This window comes from Qipengyuania sp. NPDC077410 (assembly GCF_044543405.1).
GTDB lineage: Bacteria > Pseudomonadota > Alphaproteobacteria > Sphingomonadales > Sphingomonadaceae > Qipengyuania > Qipengyuania pacifica.
This window is the reverse complement of record NZ_JBITWB010000002.1, coordinates 661,883-678,920: the sequence shown is the minus strand read 5'-3', so window position 1 is coordinate 678,920 and position 17,038 is coordinate 661,883. Positions and strand designations below refer to the sequence as shown.

The 17,038-nt window shown below is 60.7% G+C and carries 11 protein-coding genes; 6 read left to right on the top strand and 5 right to left on the bottom strand.

Annotation, left to right across the window (positions count from 1 at the left end):
• Nucleotides 1-690: 690 nt before the first annotated feature.
• Nucleotides 691-1,212, top strand: coding sequence for a septal ring lytic transglycosylase RlpA family protein (locus tag ACIGGE_RS11340; protein ID WP_397490404.1), 522 nt, complete (start codon nt 691-693; stop codon nt 1,210-1,212).
• Nucleotides 1,213-1,234: 22 nt separating this feature from the next.
• On the opposite strand, the gene ACIGGE_RS11335 is transcribed toward ACIGGE_RS11340, so the two are convergent.
• Nucleotides 1,235-1,837, bottom strand: a complete 603-nt coding sequence (locus ACIGGE_RS11335; RefSeq protein WP_196846376.1) for a helix-turn-helix transcriptional regulator — start codon at nt 1,835-1,837, stop codon at nt 1,235-1,237.
• A 163-nt stretch (nt 1,838-2,000) separates the two neighbouring features.
• Here ACIGGE_RS11335 and ACIGGE_RS11330 point away from each other — a divergent pair, with 163 nt between their 5' ends.
• The gene (locus tag ACIGGE_RS11330) at nt 2,001-2,699 is read left to right on the top strand and encodes an autoinducer binding domain-containing protein (protein ID WP_397490403.1); all 699 of its coding nucleotides are present in this window, start codon (nt 2,001-2,003) and stop codon (nt 2,697-2,699) included.
• A gap of 256 nt (nt 2,700-2,955) precedes the next feature.
• Here ACIGGE_RS11330 and ACIGGE_RS11325 read toward each other — a convergent pair whose 3' ends face one another.
• Together ACIGGE_RS11325 and ACIGGE_RS11320 are read right to left on the bottom strand one after the other, a co-directional pair.
• Nucleotides 2,956-4,329 (bottom strand): hypothetical protein, encoded by a 1,374-nt coding sequence (locus tag ACIGGE_RS11325; protein WP_397490402.1) that lies wholly within the window; start codon nt 4,327-4,329, stop codon nt 2,956-2,958.
• 628 nt (nt 4,330-4,957) lie between these two features.
• Nucleotides 4,958-5,428: a hypothetical protein gene (locus tag ACIGGE_RS11320; protein WP_397490401.1), complete on the bottom strand. Its 471-nt coding sequence runs from the start codon at nt 5,426-5,428 to the stop codon at nt 4,958-4,960.
• Between the two features lie 9 nt (nt 5,429-5,437).
• On the opposite strand from ACIGGE_RS11320, the gene ACIGGE_RS11315 reads away from it, so the two are divergent.
• Nucleotides 5,438-6,628: a helix-turn-helix domain-containing protein gene (locus ACIGGE_RS11315; RefSeq protein WP_397490400.1), complete on the top strand. Its 1,191-nt coding sequence runs from the start codon at nt 5,438-5,440 to the stop codon at nt 6,626-6,628.
• Between the two features lie 489 nt (nt 6,629-7,117).
• Here ACIGGE_RS11315 and ACIGGE_RS11310 read toward each other — a convergent pair whose 3' ends face one another.
• The gene (locus ACIGGE_RS11310; protein WP_397490399.1) at nt 7,118-7,762 is read right to left on the bottom strand and encodes a response regulator transcription factor; all 645 of its coding nucleotides are present in this window, start codon (nt 7,760-7,762) and stop codon (nt 7,118-7,120) included.
• 176 nt (nt 7,763-7,938) lie between these two features.
• Here ACIGGE_RS11310 and ACIGGE_RS11305 point away from each other — a divergent pair, with 176 nt between their 5' ends.
• The gene (locus ACIGGE_RS11305; protein ID WP_397490398.1) at nt 7,939-8,643 is read left to right on the top strand and encodes a LuxR C-terminal-related transcriptional regulator; all 705 of its coding nucleotides are present in this window, start codon (nt 7,939-7,941) and stop codon (nt 8,641-8,643) included.
• 27 nt (nt 8,644-8,670) lie between these two features.
• On the opposite strand, the gene uvrA is transcribed toward ACIGGE_RS11305, so the two are convergent.
• Complete coding sequence (gene uvrA, locus ACIGGE_RS11300) at nt 8,671-11,598, bottom strand: excinuclease ABC subunit UvrA (RefSeq protein WP_103023237.1); 2,928 nt, start codon at nt 11,596-11,598, stop codon at nt 8,671-8,673.
• 505 nt (nt 11,599-12,103) lie between these two features.
• Between uvrA and ACIGGE_RS11295 the strand changes: the two genes are divergently transcribed.
• Nucleotides 12,104-14,686: a beta strand repeat-containing protein gene (locus ACIGGE_RS11295; RefSeq protein ID WP_397490397.1), complete on the top strand. Its 2,583-nt coding sequence runs from the start codon at nt 12,104-12,106 to the stop codon at nt 14,684-14,686.
• 223 nt (nt 14,687-14,909) lie between these two features.
• Nucleotides 14,910-16,958 carry a M13 family metallopeptidase gene (locus tag ACIGGE_RS11290; protein WP_397490396.1) on the top strand — a complete coding sequence of 683 codons (2,049 nt, stop codon included), beginning with the start codon at nt 14,910-14,912 and terminating at the stop codon, nt 16,956-16,958.
• The last annotated feature ends 80 nt before the right edge of the window (nt 16,959-17,038 follow it).

Here is a 17,038-nt window from a genome sequence, read left to right as displayed (position 1 = left end):
CTAACGGCTTGAAATTACGGAGAATATCCAAACCGGAAAGACATGGAAGAAGCTGTCCATGTGTTTCCAGAGACTGACGTGCTGAAGACTTCGGTCTGACGCAAGTGGGTCGATGACGGAGCACAGAAAACTTCTTTTATGGATCGGGCTAACCGGTCGTCTGCTGATGAAGCATCAGAAGAAAAGGTCTTCGGACTGGATACATGACGCTGATGAAAGCGAACGACCATTATGGGAAGCGCGATCTCGGTGCCGCCCATCGCTGGCCGGCCTGGAACAGAAGCGAGGGTCTTCGGATCTGGCGCACTCGACCGGGTAAGGCCGCCGGACGGAACCGGATGCCGGTGCGAGCGCCGGTGACAGAACCGGACGAACATCTTCGGATGCTCAGAAGGGAAAACATCGGATGCCAAGTTCTCGTCTTCGGACATGACCACGCATCGGTGAGAGTGGGGTCGGCAGCAATGCCGGCCCCATTTGCTTTACCGCGACCGGAAAATGGAAGCGGGAATCATGGAACCAGCTTTGGTATCCAGCGCCCCGATCAGCCACGAAATACGGTAGGAAAGCGCATCGTCGTTCCCGATCTACGATGAACTGTGGCACGAATGGGGCAGCTGGCTGTCGTGTTAAGGACTCCTGCGAAAGGCTCCCGTATAGACGCCGGAACCGAACGGGAGGTCCAGAATTATGGCCAATCGCGCGCTTCGCAGCATAGTACTTCTTGCAGCCCTCGTGCTGCCCGCAACCGCGGCTCAGCCGCGTGAGAACGCCAACACCGCGACCGCCAGTGCCGCGTTCGACGCCAATCTGGTCGCGCGCACGGCGCTTCCGACTGCGCCGGCACCGGCGGCCAATGCCATCGACCTGTCGCATATCGATCCACCCGTCGATGCATCGCCTGTCGCTACGTCGATCGGGGGTGGTGTTGCTTCCTATTACGGCCGCCGCTTCCATGGTCGGCCCACCGCCAGTGGCGAAAAGTTCGACATGAACGCGATGACTGCAGCGCATCGGACGCTTCCGTTTGGCAGCCTGGTCGAAGTCACCAACCCGCGTAACGGAAAAACGGTGACGGTCCGCATCAACGACCGGGGCCCCTTCCACGGTGGCCGGGTCATTGATGTGAGCCGCGCTGCGGCGACGGAACTTGGGTTGATCGGCCCGGGAAGCGGAACCGTGGAACTCGCCGTTCTGGATTCAGCGGCGTAACAGCCCCTCCCCGCCCGGCGGATCAGCTGGGCGTCGACAGTTCCGATTCAACCACGAGCCGGACCAGCCCCGCCATATTCCGCGCGTCGAGTTTGGCGAGGATATTGCCGCGGTGCACCTCGATGGTGCGCGGGCTGATGCCGAGCGGTTCGGCCATTTCCTTGGTCGACAGCCCCTGCGAGATGCCTTCCGCGATTTCGCGTTCGCGATCGGTAAGGACCGCGAGCATGCGCCGGGCGCGAGCGGCGACCTGGGCGGCTTCCGAGCGGAGCGGAATACGTTTTTCGAGCGCTTCGAAGCTGCGCCAGAATTCAATCCCGTCGGTGGGCCACTGGACGTAGCCGACGCAGGGGCCGTTGGTGAGTTCCAGGACGCGGCTCATCTGCGGGGTGCGGCCGTAGGCCACAAGGGGAAAACTTTCGAGTTCACGGTCGAGCACATCAGCCGCGGCTTCGACCTGATCGCCATCGTCACCGACGAAGACCCAGGCATCCTTGGGACGCTGTGTGCCGAGCTCTTCCATGCGGTCGAGGGGGATTACGTAACCCTTGCGGGAGAGATTGTGAGCGAGCTGATTGCGACAGGAAAAGTCGCGGTCCACCACGATGAATTGTCTGTCTTGCACGTTTTCGACCCTGTTTTTTATGCCACCATGAACTTTCCGTTCATAATGATTAACTACGTGTAACTGATTAGGTGCCAAGAATGCGAGACATTGTGCAGTATGACATGATATTGGATGTCATTCGAATCAATGTCATCCGCTTGACCGACATAGGGATCTGCACGTGCTCGAGCTGCTCAAACGGATCAAGGCGTGCCCCGACCGGGATTCGCTGCTCGACATGCTCGGGGCCCATTTCCGCGAACAGGGGTTCGAGGGGTTCGGGTACATGGTGCCGTCGACCGAGGAGCCGGGCGCCATGGTTTTCGAATTGCGCGGCCTGCCGGAGGCGTGGCGGAACATCTATCGCGACGAGGGGCTGAGCAAGTCCGACCCCTTCCCCCAGTATGTGGCAAGGCACCGGCACCCGATCCAGCTGAGCGACGTGTGGAAGAGCGGGACGCTGACGCCGGCGGAACGCGAGTTCGTGGGCCGCGCGCGCGCGGGCGGAATTACCGACGGCTTCCTGATCCCCACCTTCGGATCGCACCAGCAGATGGGCATCTTTGCGCTGGGACAGGTGACGGGCCCCGAAGTGCTGCAGCGCGCCGATATCGACGAATTGCAGGCGATCATGCAGGCGGCGCACACGCAGCTGGACCGGATCAACCAGCAGGGCGTGTTTCCCAAGCTGGCGCCGCGCGAGGTGGAGATCCTGCACTGGATCGCGCACGGCAAGACCAATTCGGAGATCGCATCGATCCTCAACATCGGCCTGCCCACCGTATCGACCTATATCCAGCGGCTGTTCGCCAAGCTGGAGGTGAACGACCGGTCCGCCGCGGCGGTCAAGGGCGTGAAGTTCGGCATCATCTCGGTCTGAGAGAACCAGCCTGAGAGAACCAGCACACCGGCCCTGCCTGCCTGCAAGATCGTGAGGGGGAGAGGGAGGAGCCGGCCGCGGGGTTCGTGAGGGAGGGGAGGGATCATCTCGCCCCGCAGCCGGGTCCATCACTCACCCAATGCCCCGCCCGCCAGCGCTATCCCGCACCTGCGACGAAACGTGCTGCGGGTGCGAGATGCGGAAGGGGTTCATCTGCGGGCAAGGCGGGAGCCGCCGCAAGCCCCTCCCCGGCGCCCTACTTCGACGCGGAAGCCCCGCCCGTGTCGCCCTCCTGCTCATCCTCGATGGGTGCCCAGTCGCCGAACTCGTTCATCGCATAGGCGACGAAGTCCACGCCGTAGCGCCACCAGTCCTCGTCCCCCGCCTCGAAGGCGGCGATCTGGCATTCCTCGATCTGCGCAGGATCGCCACCCAGATCGTCCGGCTCGGGCGCATCGAGGGGGCGCTGGTCCTCCATCTCGTTGAGCAGACGCGCAACGGGCGGGTAATGCGGGCAGGCGCGGCAGGAGGGCCAGCGCGGCTCGCCGCAACACGGCCCCTCCCCCTTCGCGCTCAGCACGGGTTCGAAGCCGTCCTTGCCCATGCGGTAATGCGGCCTGCCGCCATCGGTGCCGTTGCGCGCGGCGATGCAGTCGCAGGGCGGTTCGTCGGGATGGCGTTCCTCGCGTGGTGACGCGGCGTCCCCCGCTGCAGACATGGACCGGGTGTTACACTGTCCAGGCGATAAAATTTCCGGGGTGCCGGGGGTAAGGTTTGGGCTGGGCCCTTCGACAGGCTCAGGGCGAGCGGAGGTATGAGGGCTGGCAGTGTTCGCTGGCGCGGAATTGGGACCGGCGGCGGCGGGCTTGGCCCCCTCGCCCACATCCACGTCGATCGGCTCGCCGGCGCGCATACGGTGCAGCAGGCCGTCGAAATCTTCCGCCAGCGCCTCTATCCGCGCATCGGTGCGCATGCGGTCGAGGCGGCCGAGATGGGCGAGCAGCAGCCGGTCGCTGACGCGCCGCCGCGTGCCGACGATCTCGCCGTGATACCAGACCTCCTCCTCCACCCCGGACATGGCGTAATCGGCGAGCAGCGCCTCCGCCTGCCCGCGCGCGATCACCATGGCCGCATCCCAGGCGCGCCCGAAGGGAGCGCTGGAGCGGCGCGCGCGATAGACGCTCTGGTGCGAAATCTTCACCCGCCGCGCGGCGGACCGCACGCTGCCGCTAACCGCCAGCGCTTCGAGAAAGGCGATGCGCAGATCGAGCGTGAACTGCGTTTGCGGGGCGCGCGTCTCGTCGCCGGGCAGATCCTCGACCAGCGCGGGGAAACTGGCGGGCGCAGGCGCTGCGGCGGGCGCGGGAGCGGGCGATGCCCCGGCGGCAGGGGTGAGGCTGGCAGGGGCAGGCGCGGGTTCTGCGCAGGGTGGGGGCGGAGCGCCCTGCCCTTCCCCCCGCTGGCGCAGCGCCGCGGCGCTGCGGGTGCGCGGTTCGGCAGGGCTTTCCGGTGTGGGAGCGGCTGGCGGTTTGGCGGCTTTGGCACGCGTTTCGGCGAGCCTGGCGGCCTCGGCCGCCGCCAGCTCGGCGGCGGAGATGAAACGACCTTGACGGGCGGGCATGAAGGACATGGGTTCACCTTGCTAAAGTGGAAGGGAACCGGTCCAGCTATAGAAATAATCGCGTGTAGGACAGCGCCTTTTGCGCGCGCGGCGGCGCGCCTAGCTGCCGCGGCGACGGTGGCGGATAATCCACTCGCCCAGAAGCCACGCGCTGACGAACGCCGTCACGACGAGAAGAGGTATAAAGACTTGGGTGGGCATGCGACCGCTCCACTACGCTAGGCGGGAGCAATGCCGAAGCTTCTCTCAGTCACCGAAAGGCCCGTGATCGGTCCGGCGATGACGGCTGTATAGCAGGTTTTGGCGTTTTGGCCATTAATGCGTGACTAGGGGATGTAGCGGGGGTGAGATGGGGGGATCTCTGTCTGGGCGGTTGGTTCACGTCCATGCCAACTGGCAAGGAGCTTAGCCTTTGGGAATTTAGGCGCGAATAAGATGCAAAAGAGGAATTGAAGAAATCTCACTTTGCATAACATGACTGTCAGGATGCTAGGACGAGCGCCCTCAGCTTCGTCTAGTCACAGGTTGTTTAACAACGTATCCCGATGGCCAGCGAAGTGAAACGCTCAACCTTAAACTTGAAACGAGGAATGTTTTTCCTGCGTTCCTACCGACCCAAGAGATGAATTTTTGAACTTCACGCAGAATTAAGCGGTATTGAAGGGTCATTAAGGCAGCGCTCGATATTTCCAAACGCTCTATCCACGAACCAAATTATCGTAAGGCTCATAAGAACATACCACCCGATTGAGACAAACGCGAACAGCCAGATATCCGCAGCCGTCACATACTGGCTGGATGACATAGCAACCCGAAATAACATCATCGCGTTTAACAACGACCCGATAAGAGAAATTATGGGGAAGTCCTTCACCTGCTTTTCAAGCCGCAAAACGGCAGCATCTAACAAAATACTCAACTCGCCGGCGCGCTCAAAGCGTTCAACCGCAACCTGTGTGCCTTGGTGCGAAAATAACCTGAGTTCGTTGTCCACACGCCTGATTAGCGCAAACTTGCGGTTATCGATGGGTATCCGAAATAAAGATAGTCCGACACCCAAACCAATCCCAACTTCGAAGAAACTTGAGAAATCTGCAAATTGGGGCATAACGAATCCGTGCCAGCTTTATTCAATTCCGAAAATCTCAAGCAATTTCGCAAGCAGCGACACATTAGTCGAGCGGAACTTGCGAAATTCCTCGGCACTTCGCTGGAGCGGGTGCAGGAATTTGAGCGCGGCGACCGTAATCCAACAGCGCTGCAATCAGACCGGATCGCAGATCTTCTAGGACTATCGATTGGCCACCTGTATGGTGAGTCTAATCATGAGATTGAAGATGATTTGGTCGATTTTCGAACCAGAAACCTTGCTCCCGCGCGTCTTTCGGCAAACGGATTGAAGAAGGTAGTAAGGGCTGAGCGTCACGCGAAATTCACAAAATTTCTGATGATCGAACTCAAGGACAATTTTGTCCCTGCTTTCCCGCGATTGACAGGCGACTTGACCCAAGACTTCGCTTCGGAATTACGTTCGAGATTTGACGATTGGCGACTGCGCGCAGAAACAAAAGAACAAATAGGTGGTGCGCCAGAGGTCCAATTTCTTCACTGGCTTCGCATTTTCACTGAACTTCAGGGCGCGGTAACGGCAGTCCATGATGCGCCCGAGAAAGACTTTTGGGGTTTCTACACTGATGCCGGTGTCGATTTACCTTCCATTTTTATTAATCGGTCAATCCAATCGAAGAAGTCGCAGCTTTTCACTTTTTGTCACGAAATGGCGCATTATATTGAGGATGCCGAGGGAATTTCAAATCCCTACTCTGCGAAAAATGCAATTGAAAGACGTTGCAACTCATTTTCAGCAGAATTTCTCGCACCCGAGAATGTATTTGGAGAATTTGTTGTAGGACTCGGCCGGACGATACGTAGCGATCCGAGTGCAATGATCGAGAATGCGTCGCGCGGCTCTCTCTTAAGCAGACAAGCGACCGCGATGCGCCTTAAAGAGCTGGGATACCTTAAGAAGACCGATTATTCGGAATGGTTTCGATCCAACAAGAGGTGGTACAAGGAAGATAAGAAAATAGAGACAGATAGTGCTGTCGTGATCCCCAATATACACCATGCTAAACAAATCGGAGAGGTTGGATATCTTCCTGTATATTTAGCGGGATTAGCGGTTTCTCGAAAGATTATTGATAGTTTTGACGTGGAATCCGCTCTCGGTATTTCGAGAGCTTTCCAAACAAAGGCATTCGCGTTGGCGCGGCGAAGGGTCGAGGCAATGCTAGACGATGCCGCTTGATCCCGACGGAACTTGGATAATTGATTATCGCACTGCTGTTCTTATTCAAGAACAGGACGCGACTGAATGTCGGGAGGCTGTCAGACAACTTTGTGAAAATAACTCGGTAAAGATTATTCACAGTGATCGTGAACGATTTCGCTCTTTGCCGGAACTTTGCACCTGTTACTTAGACACCGGTTGTAACATTCCTCTATGCCCGCAAATAATTGAGCATTCGAAGCTAATCCAACAGCAGCCAGCTTTTCGAGAGGCGTTCGTTATTGACAAATCGGCTGTATACATCGGCGCAGCTGCTCTAGCTTTCGGCTTTCAAGTCATAACCGACGCACTTGAGGGCGCAGGACTCAGTTTACCTCGTATTTGCAACGAGTTTGGCATCCTTCGCGCGGATCGAACCCAGTTTTTTAACTGCATCCTTTAGCTGAAAAGTTCTGCTAGCTGACCTTAGGCATACCTGAGCTACCCACTCTTCTTTTTCTAGTTATCTCACCCCTCCACACCCGCCAGCCGCGCGTAGCTGAGGTGTTCCAGATGCAGTTCGGGCAGCTTCTCCGCCAGTAGCCGCACCGCCTCCACCGCGTTGCGCACGTCCAGCTTCGTGAAGATGTTCGCCCGGTAGGTTTCCACCGTGCGCGGGCTGAGGCCGAGATCGCGGGCGATCTCCTTGCCCGTGCAGCCGTTGAAGATGCCCGCCAGCACCTCCTGTTCGCGCGGGGTCAGCACCTCCACCAGCGCGCGGCTGCGGGCATAGGCCTGGTTGCGGCGAAAGATCTCCTCCGCCTTGTCCGCGCCGAGCGCCAGCGTGCGGCACAGCCGGTCGTGCGCGCAGGGCCAGTCGAGATAGCCGACGGCACCGTAACTGTGCAGCGCCTCCACCACCCGTTCGATCGACGGGGCGCTGCTGTAGGGGATCAGCGGGAAGCGCATGCCGCCGCGTTCAAGCCATGCGTGCAGTTCGCCAAGCCGGTTCTCTTCGTCATGCACGAAGATCTGGCAGCGGGCGGGCCATAGCTCTGCAATTTCGCGCGGGTCGGCGGCCGAATGCGACAGGCCCAGCCCCGCGAGCGCGCAGGCGAGATCGCGCTGGCGGGCGAAATCGGGGTCGACGATGATGAACTTTGGCTGCGCCACGATGGTGTCCGGTCCTTGCCGGAGGGGTGTGTTCCGGGGGGCCGCATGTGCGGAACAGGGAACGAACGCGCCAGTCACGTGATTGAGGGACATGGGATTGAAGGAACGCTGCAGTAAGCAGCGCAGCATGACTGTCGGTTCGCGAAACGAAATATCACCAAGGAGGTGGTTGCGTAATGCCCGACAGTGAAATCTTTCGTCAGATCGACGAGGCCGCAACACGCGACGACGTGCTAGATGTGGTGGCCGAATTCTATCGCGCGCGGGGCTTTCGATCGTTCTGCTTCGTCATTCCCATGGTCACCAAGCCCGACCAGTTCCGCCTGTACGAGCGCGGGATGCCGCCCGAGTGGATGCGGCGCTATCTGGAGCGGGATTTCGACCCGATCGACCCCGTGTCCACCGCGGCGACGACCCGCAACGAGGTGGGCACGCTGGGCGAATTGCTGAAGCAGCTGACGGTGAACGACGTGGGGCGTCTGTTCGTGGAAGAAGCGACGCGGATGGGCCTGACCGACGGGCTGGCGATCCCGACATCGGGCCTGCGCCATGCGCGCGGGTTCTTCGGCGTGGACAATGTGGCGGCGGAGGACCTGGCGAAGGTCGACCGGTCGCTGATGTGCGCGGTGGCGCAGCACGCCCATCTGCGGATCGACCGGATCGAGGAGGAACACGGCGCCGGGATCGACGGGCTGTCCCCGCGCGAGGCGGAAATCCTCAACTGGGTGGCGGCGGGCAAGTCCAACCCGGAAACCGCGATGATCCTGGGGATCAGCGAGGCGACCGTGGGCACGCATCTGAAGCGCCTGTTCACCAAGCTGGGCGTGCACGACCGGGTTTCGGCCGTGCTGGCCGGGTTCAAGCTGGGGATGCTGCGCTGAAGCGGCAGCGGCGGGGCGCGAACCCCCCTATGCCGCCGCTTCCTTCTGCCGTTCGAGCATGGGCGCGAGATAGGCGCCGGTGAAGGAGCCTTCGACCCGGGCGACATCTTCGGGTGTGCCCTGCGCGACAACCTCCCCGCCCCGCACGCCGCCGCCGGGGCCGAGATCGAGAATGTGGTCGGCGGTCTTGATGACATCGAGATTGTGTTCGATGACGACGACCGAATTGCCCTGATCGACCAGCCGGTGCAGCACCTCGAGCAGCTTGCGCACGTCTTCGAAATGGAGGCCGGTGGTCGGCTCGTCGAGGATGTAGAGCGTCTGCCCGGTGCTGCGTTTGGCCAGTTCCTTGGCCAGCTTCACCCGCTGCGCCTCGCCGCCTGACAGCGTGGTCGCCTGCTGGCCGACCTTGACGTAGCCGAGGCCGACTTCGTTGAGCATCGCCATCTTGTCGCGAATGGGAGGGACGGCCTTGAAGAAGGTTTCCGCATCCTCGATCGTCATGTCGAGCACGTCGGCGATGGAGTGGCCCTTGAACTTCACCTCCAGCGTTTCGCGGTTGTATCGCTTGCCGCCGCATTCCTCGCAGGTGACGTAGACGTCGGGGAGGAAGTGCATCTCGATCTTGATCAGCCCGTCGCCCTGGCACGCCTCGCAGCGGCCACCCTTGACGTTGAAGCTGAAGCGGCCGGGCTTGTAGCCGCGGGCCTGGCTTTCGGGGAGGCCCGCGAACCAGTCGCGGATCTGGGTGAAGGCGCCGGTGTAGGTGGCGGGGTTGGAACGCGGGGTGCGGCCGATGGGCGACTGGTCGATCTCGATCACCTTGTCGCAATAATCGAGGCCGGTGACCTTGTCGTGCGCGCCGGCGACCACGCGTGCGCCGTTAAGGTGGCGCGCGGCAGACGCGTAGAGCGTGTCGATGGTGAAGGACGACTTGCCCGACCCCGACACGCCGGTGACGCAGGTGAAGGTGCCGAGCGGCAGCGATGCGGTGACGTTGTTGAGGTTGTTCGCCCGCGCGCCGTGGACGGTGAGCTTGTGCCCGTTGCCCTTGCGCCGCTTGGCCGGGACGGCAATCTCGCGACGGCCGGTGAGATAGGCGGCAGTGAGCGATTTCTTGGACTTGAGCACCTGTTTCAGCGTGCCTTCGGCCACCACCTCGCCCCCGTGGACGCCGGCGCCGGGGCCGAGATCGACCACGTAATCGGCGGCGCGGATCGCGTCCTCGTCATGCTCGACCACGATGACCGTGTTGCCGAGATCGCGCAGGCGCTTCAGCGTTTCCAGCAGCCGGTCGTTGTCGCGCTGGTGGAGGCCGATGGAGGGCTCGTCCAGCACGTAGAGCACGCCCGACAGGCCCGAGCCGATCTGCGATGCGAGGCGGATGCGCTGGCTTTCCCCGCCACTCAACGTGCCGCTGGTCCGGTCGAGGTTGAGATAGTCGAGCCCGACATTGTCGAGGAAACCCAGCCGCTCGTTGATTTCCTTGAGGATGGCATGCGCGATCTGCGCCTGCGTTTCGGAAAGCTGGTCGGGCAGCGCGAGGAACCAGCCCTTGGCATCGGCCACGCTCATCTTGGTAGGGGTGGCGATATCGGTCGGGCCGTCGGGGCCCGGGACCTTCACCGCCAGCGCCTTCTCGTTGAGGCGCTTGCCGCCGCAGGTCTCGCACGGCTGCGCGGTCTGGAACTTGGCCAGTTCCTCGCGCATCCAGGCGCTTTCGGTCTGCAGCATGCGGCGGTTGAGATTGCCGATCACGCCTTCGAAGGGCTTCTTGACCGTGTAGCTTTTGCGCCCGTCCTTGAAGGTGAGCGGGATGGCCCTGCCCTTGGTACCGTAAAGGATGATGTCGCGGATTTCCTTGTCGAACTCCTCCCACGGGGTGGTGAGATCGAATTCGAATTCCTTCGCGAGGCTGGCCAGCACCTGCATGTAATAGGGCGACGGCGGATTGCTCTTGGCCCAGGGCACGACCGCGCCCTTCTTGAGGCTGAGCGCTTCGTTGGGCACGACCAGTTGCGGGTCGAACAACTGCTTTTCGCCGATCCCGTCGCAGGTCGGACAGGCCCCCTGCGGCGCGTTGAACGAGAACAGGCGCGGTTCGACCTCCTCGATGGTAAAGCCGGATACCGGGCAGGAGAAGCGTTCGGAAAAAACGATGCGGTTGGCAGGCAGGCCCGCCCCCTTCATCGCCCCGCCCGCTTCGCCTTCATCCTCGCGCCCCGGCACTACGCCATCGGCGAGATCGACATACGCCAGGCCATCGGCGAGCTTGAGCGCCTGTTCGAAACTGTCGGCGAGGCGCGTTTCGATCCCTTCTTTCACGGCAAGGCGATCAACGACCACTTCGATGTCGTGCTTGAACTTCTTGTCGAGCGCGGGCGCTTCCTCGATCCCGTACATCTCGCCGTCGATCCGCACGCGGGTAAAGCCGGCCTTCTGCCATTCAGCCAGTTCCTTGCGGTATTCACCCTTGCGACCGCGCACGACCGGCGCGAGCAGGTAGAGCCGCGTGCCATCGGGCAGTGCCATCACGCGGTCGACCATGTTGGACACGGTCTGCGCCTCGATCGGCAGGCCGGTCGTGGGCGAATAGGGCACACCGACGCGCGCCCACAGCAGGCGCATGTAATCGTAGATCTCGGTCACCGTCGCCACGGTGGAGCGCGGGTTGCGGCTGGTGGTCTTCTGTTCGATCGAGATGGCGGGAGACAGCCCGTCGATATGTTCGACATCGGGCTTCTGCATCATTTCGAGGAACTGGCGCGCATAGGCGGACAGGCTTTCGACATAACGACGCTGCCCTTCGGCATAGATCGTGTCGAAGGCCAGGCTCGACTTGCCCGACCCGGAAAGCCCGGTGATGACGATCAGGCTGTCGCGAGGCAGATCGATATCGACGCCCTTGAGATTGTGTTCACGCGCGCCGCGGACCGAGATTTTGGTGAGTGCCATGAAAAGGAGAGTGTTCCCGTTGTGTTCGCAATTACGTGGTATCCGTGAGGACGCGTTATCGCAACCTTTCCACGTTTGCCTGCCACATGGGAACGAACGATCGAAAACGCCAGTGGGGCCCCTTCGACCCGAAAAACCATTGCCGCGACAAAGATTTGGCGCGGAGGCCGATAGAGCCCCCCGTATTAGCCCCTAGTCCGGCGCATCGAGCAAAAAGTTCATTAACTGGTAATCATAAAGATAACCAATCGGTTAACCCGATCTGCGAACGCGTTCGATAAGGGATTGGTAAGGATACTTCCTAGGGTATCGGCGATTCGGTTCGAAGACCAAATTAAGATTATCAAACAGATGTTTACGCCCGTTCCTAAATGGGAGAACATCAATGGTTAGAAGCAAAATCGTTAACATGGCGACTGCAACTTCCTTAGCCGCCTTATCTTTCGCAATCCCGCAAACACCGGTTTACGCGCAGACACAGCCTGTTGTGGATGTTTGTACGGGCTTGAGCCTGAACGAATCCGATCTGACAGCTCTGTTGGGAGAGGTGAACACCGGTATCGTTACGCCATTACAAACGAACTTGAATGGATTGTTAGGTCCACTGAGCACTTTGCTGCTGCCGGGTCTGCCAAGTCCCCTCAACATCAACGTTGGTGACATCGTCGGCAACGCCGTTGCCGGCAATCCGATCAGCGTCGATGTGCTGAACAGCAACAACACGATCGTCGGTCCGGGAGAATGCAATGTCACGGTCGATGGCCTTACCCTCAACAATCCCGCCGGTATCGGCATCGGCGGCAACCAGATCACCGGCCTTGGCGAAGGTGAGGTTGCCAGTGCGGGAACAGCGGATTCGATAGCATTCGGCAACGGTGCCACCACTGGCCTGACGGCGACCGGCGCGATTGCGCTGGGGACCGACGCCGAAGTGACTGCCGTCAATGGCATGGCTCTTGGTACCGGCTCGACCGCGAGTGCCATCAACTCGGTTGCCTTGGGTACAGGGTCGCTGGCGGATCGCATCAACAGCGTTTCCGTCGGCGCCTTGGGTGCGGAACGGCAGATCACGAACGTTCTGGACGGTACGGCCGACACCGATGCTGCCACCGTAGGTCAGGTCAATGCATCGATCGCCGCCGCAGTGGGCGACACGGTCACATACGATAGCGCTGCCCATACAACGATTACACTCGATGGTGTCGGAGGAACGACCATAACCGGCCTGGCTGCCGGCACATTGGATGCGACATCCACCGATGCCGTAAACGGGTCGCAGCTTTTCGCAACGAACCAGAACGTCACGGCAAATGCCGATGATATCGATGCCATCGATACGCGCGTAACTGCAAACGAGGGCGACATTGCTGCCCTGCAGGATACGTCCGTGATGTACACCGACGCCACCCAGACCGAGATTGCACTGGGCGGTACCGGCGGAACGACCATCTCCAACGTGGCCGGGGGCGAGTTGAGCGGGACGTCCACTGAGGCGGTGAACGGATCGCAATTGTTCGCCACCAATCAAAATGTTGCGGTGAACGCTGCCGATATCGACACGATCGACACCCGGGTAACCACAAACGAAACCGATATCGCTGCCCTACAGGATACGTCGGTCGCTTATGACGATGCAACGCAGACGTCGATCACTCTGGGCGGCGCTGGCGGCACTACGATCGCCAATGTCGCAGACGGCGAGTTGAGCGCGACGTCGACCGAAGCGGTGAACGGTTCGCAATTGTTCGCCACCAATCAGGCCGTCGATGCACTGGACGGGAGGGTGACGCAGAATGAAACCGACATTGCCCAGAACCGCACCGACATCAACAGCCTGCAGACGAGTGTGGGCCAGATCCAGGTGACGGTGGACGGTTTCGACGATCGCATCACGCAGAACGAAACGGACATCGTCAATCTCGACAATCGCGTAACGGTGAACGAGGGCGACATCGCCAATCTCGATACCCGTGTTACCGTGAATGAAGGGGATATCGCCAATCTGGACGGTCGTGTGACCGTGAACGAAGGCGACATTGCCAACCTCGACGGCCGCGTGACTGTCAACGAAGGCGATATTGCCAATCTCGATGGCCGCGTCACGGTCAACGAAGGCGACATCGCCAATCTCGATGGTCGGGTTGCCGTCAACGAGGGCGACATTGCCAATCTCGATGGCCGGGTTACCGTCAACGAGGGTGACATCGCCAATCTGGACACACGCGTTACCGTCAATGAAGGGGATATCGACAATCTCGACGACCGGGTCACGGTGAACGAGGGCGATATCGTCACTCTCGATACGCGAGTGACCGTCAATGAAACGGATATCGACCAGATCCAGGCGGACCTTGCCAATGTTCCGGTTGGCTATGTGGCGACGGCCGATACATCGACCCGCAGCAGCACGCCGACGAATACGGTAGCCTTCTTCGGTGCCGACGACGGTCCGGTGCAGGTCACCAATGTCGCCGCGGGGACGCTGTCCGCGACGTCGACCGATGCCGTGAACGGTTCGCAGCTCTTTGCCACGAACCAGAACGTTCAGCAGAACACGGACGATATCCAGACCATCAACAACAATCTGGCAGGCAGCACGATTGTGGCGGTTCAGTACTCGAACCCCGACAATCCGACGGCCAGCAACGGCGGGACCATCACCAACGATGTCACGCTGATCGGCAGGGATGCGTCTGCCCCGGTGGCGCTGCATAATGTCGCCGATGCGACTGCGGCAACCGATGCGGTCAATCTGCGCCAGATGGAGGCCGGACTTACCGGCGTCCTGACGGACTCGATGAACTACACCGACATGCGAGTGGCACAGATCGGCTTCGATCTGGCTGAACTGCGCGACGATGCTTTCTCCGGTACGGCTTCGGCCATGGCGATGGCGTCGATCCCGCAAGCCCTGGAGCCCGGCAGGATGATGGTCGGCGGCGGTGTCGGCTACTATCGCGGCGAGGCGTCGTTCGGCTTTGGCCTGTCGTCTGCCTTTGCCGACGGCAAGGCCGTCCTGAAAGTCAGCGGCACCATGGGTGCCAATGGCAAGGGCGGTGTGGCTGCGGGAGCCGGTTTCTCCTTCTAAACTGTTCTCCCAGACGGGCTCTGCCCGTCAACCAAGAAGGCCGCGGGACAGTGTTCCGCGGCCTTCACCTGTGCCGAGACCTGCCGTTTACCGAGGCGACCGGATCGCGAGGGCACGAGCGTGTCTTTCGCCGATGCGCGTCGGCCGCTTGCCGATTAGCCCGATGCCGGCAAAGCCACCGATCCTATATAAAGGCGTATTCGATCAACGGGGACTCAAAGCCATGTATCGCAAACTCCAAACTCTGTCCGCAGCCTCGGCACTGGCGATCGGCCTTGCCCTCGCCGCTCCTGCCTTTGCCGACGAAACCGCGTCCGACGAGAACACCATCGTCGTGACCGGCCAGGCCAAGATCGGCGATTACGGCATCGATCTGACAGCGCGCGATCTGACCGCCGACCCCGGCGACGATTTCGAACGCTATGCGTCCGGCGCGTGGATGGACCGGACTGAAATCCCCGCTGACCGCCCCTCTGTCGGATCGTTCTACAATCTGCGCGAAGATGTAACCGAAGAAGTGAACGGCCTCGTCACGGATGCGCCGGCAGGTTCGCAATATGGCGCGCTCTATACCAGTTTCATGGATGAAAAGGCGATCGAAAAGGCAGGCATCGCCCCTCTGAAGCGCGAGCTGGCGCAGGTGGATGCGATTTCGAACAAGGCAGAATTCGCCCGTTACATGGGCTCGACCTATGGCAAGTTCGGCGGTTCGCTGTTCGGGGCGGGTCCCTATGCCGATCCCGACGATCCGACCATGAACACGCTGTGGCTGTCGTCCGGCGGGCTCGGCCTGCCGGAGAAAGAGTATTATTTCGACGAGAAGTTCGCGCCGCAGCGCGGGGCCTATCTCGATTACCTCGAACGCACGTTCCGGAATATCGGCCAGCCCGACCCGCGCGAGGCGGCCAGCCGCGTAATGACATTCGAAACCTATGTTGCCGAGCTCAACTGGGATGCGGAACAGAAGCGCCAGATCGAGAAGATCAACAATCCCATGTCGGGAACGCAGCTGGCCAGTTATGCGCCCGGGGTGGACTGGAATGCATTCTTCCAGGGCAACAACATCCCGCCGCAGGACCGCATCATCGTAACCGATAACACGGCGGTGAAAGCAATCGCGGCGCTGTATGCCAGTACCGATCTGGACACGCTCAAGCTGTGGGAAAAAGCGCATATCGCCGATCAGGCATCGCCGTTCCTCAACAAAAAAATGGTCGACAGCCGGTTCCAGTTCACGAGCGCGCTGAACGGGACGAGCGAACAGCGCGCCCGCTGGAAGCGCGCGGTGGACACCATCGACGGTTCGCTGGGCGAGCAGGTGGGCAAGGCCTACGTCGCCGAATATTTCCCCAAGATCGCCAAGACGCGCATGGACGAACTGGTGGCCAATCTGAAGCTGGCCATGGGCGATCGCATTCGCGGCAACGAATGGATGAGCCCCGACACCAAGCAGGCCGCGCTGGACAAGCTGGAGCGGATGCACGTGATGGTCGGCTATCCGGAGAAATTCCGCGACTATTCGCAGCTGCCGATGTCGCCTGACGATCTGTATGGCAACATGGTCGCCGCGACGAAGTTCAATGCCGATTACGCGATGAGCGATCTCGGCAAACCGGTCGATCGCAAGAAGTGGGGCATGAACCCGCAGACCGTGAACGCCTATAATGGCGGGCTGGAAAACAAGATGGTCTTCCCCGCAGGCATCCTGCAGCCGCCGTTCTTCGATGCCTATGCCGACCCGGCCGTCAATTACGGTGCGATCGGGGTGGTGATCGGCCACGAAATCAGCCACGGTTTCGACGACCAGGGCCGCAAGATCGACGCCAGCGGGGCGATCAAGGACTGGTGGACCGCGGGCGATGCCAAGCGGTTCGAAGCGGAGGCCAAGAAGTTCGGCGACCAATACGCCAAGTTCGAAGTGGTCCCCGGCAGTTTCATCAATCCCGATCTGACGATGGGCGAAAACATCGCCGACCTTGCCGGCGTGCTGGTGGCCTACGATGCCTACAAGAAGGCTTTGAACGGCCAGGAAGCACCCGTGATCGACGGACTGACCGGCGATCAGCGCTTCTTCCTCGCCTATGCGCAGGTGTGGCGGGCCAAGGCGCGTGAGGATTCGCTGCGCAACCAGGTAGCGACCGACCCGCACAGCCCGTCGCGCTATCGCACCATCGCTCCGCTGCGTAACGTGGACGCCTGGTACGAAGCGTTCAACATCACGCCGGATGACGAGATGTATATCGCGCCGGAAGATCGCGCGCGCATCTGGTGATCCGGGATAAAGTGAATTTTGCGAGCAGGAACGTTAACGATTGGACGGTATTTTCCCAAGACCCGGCGTGAGAGGGTGTA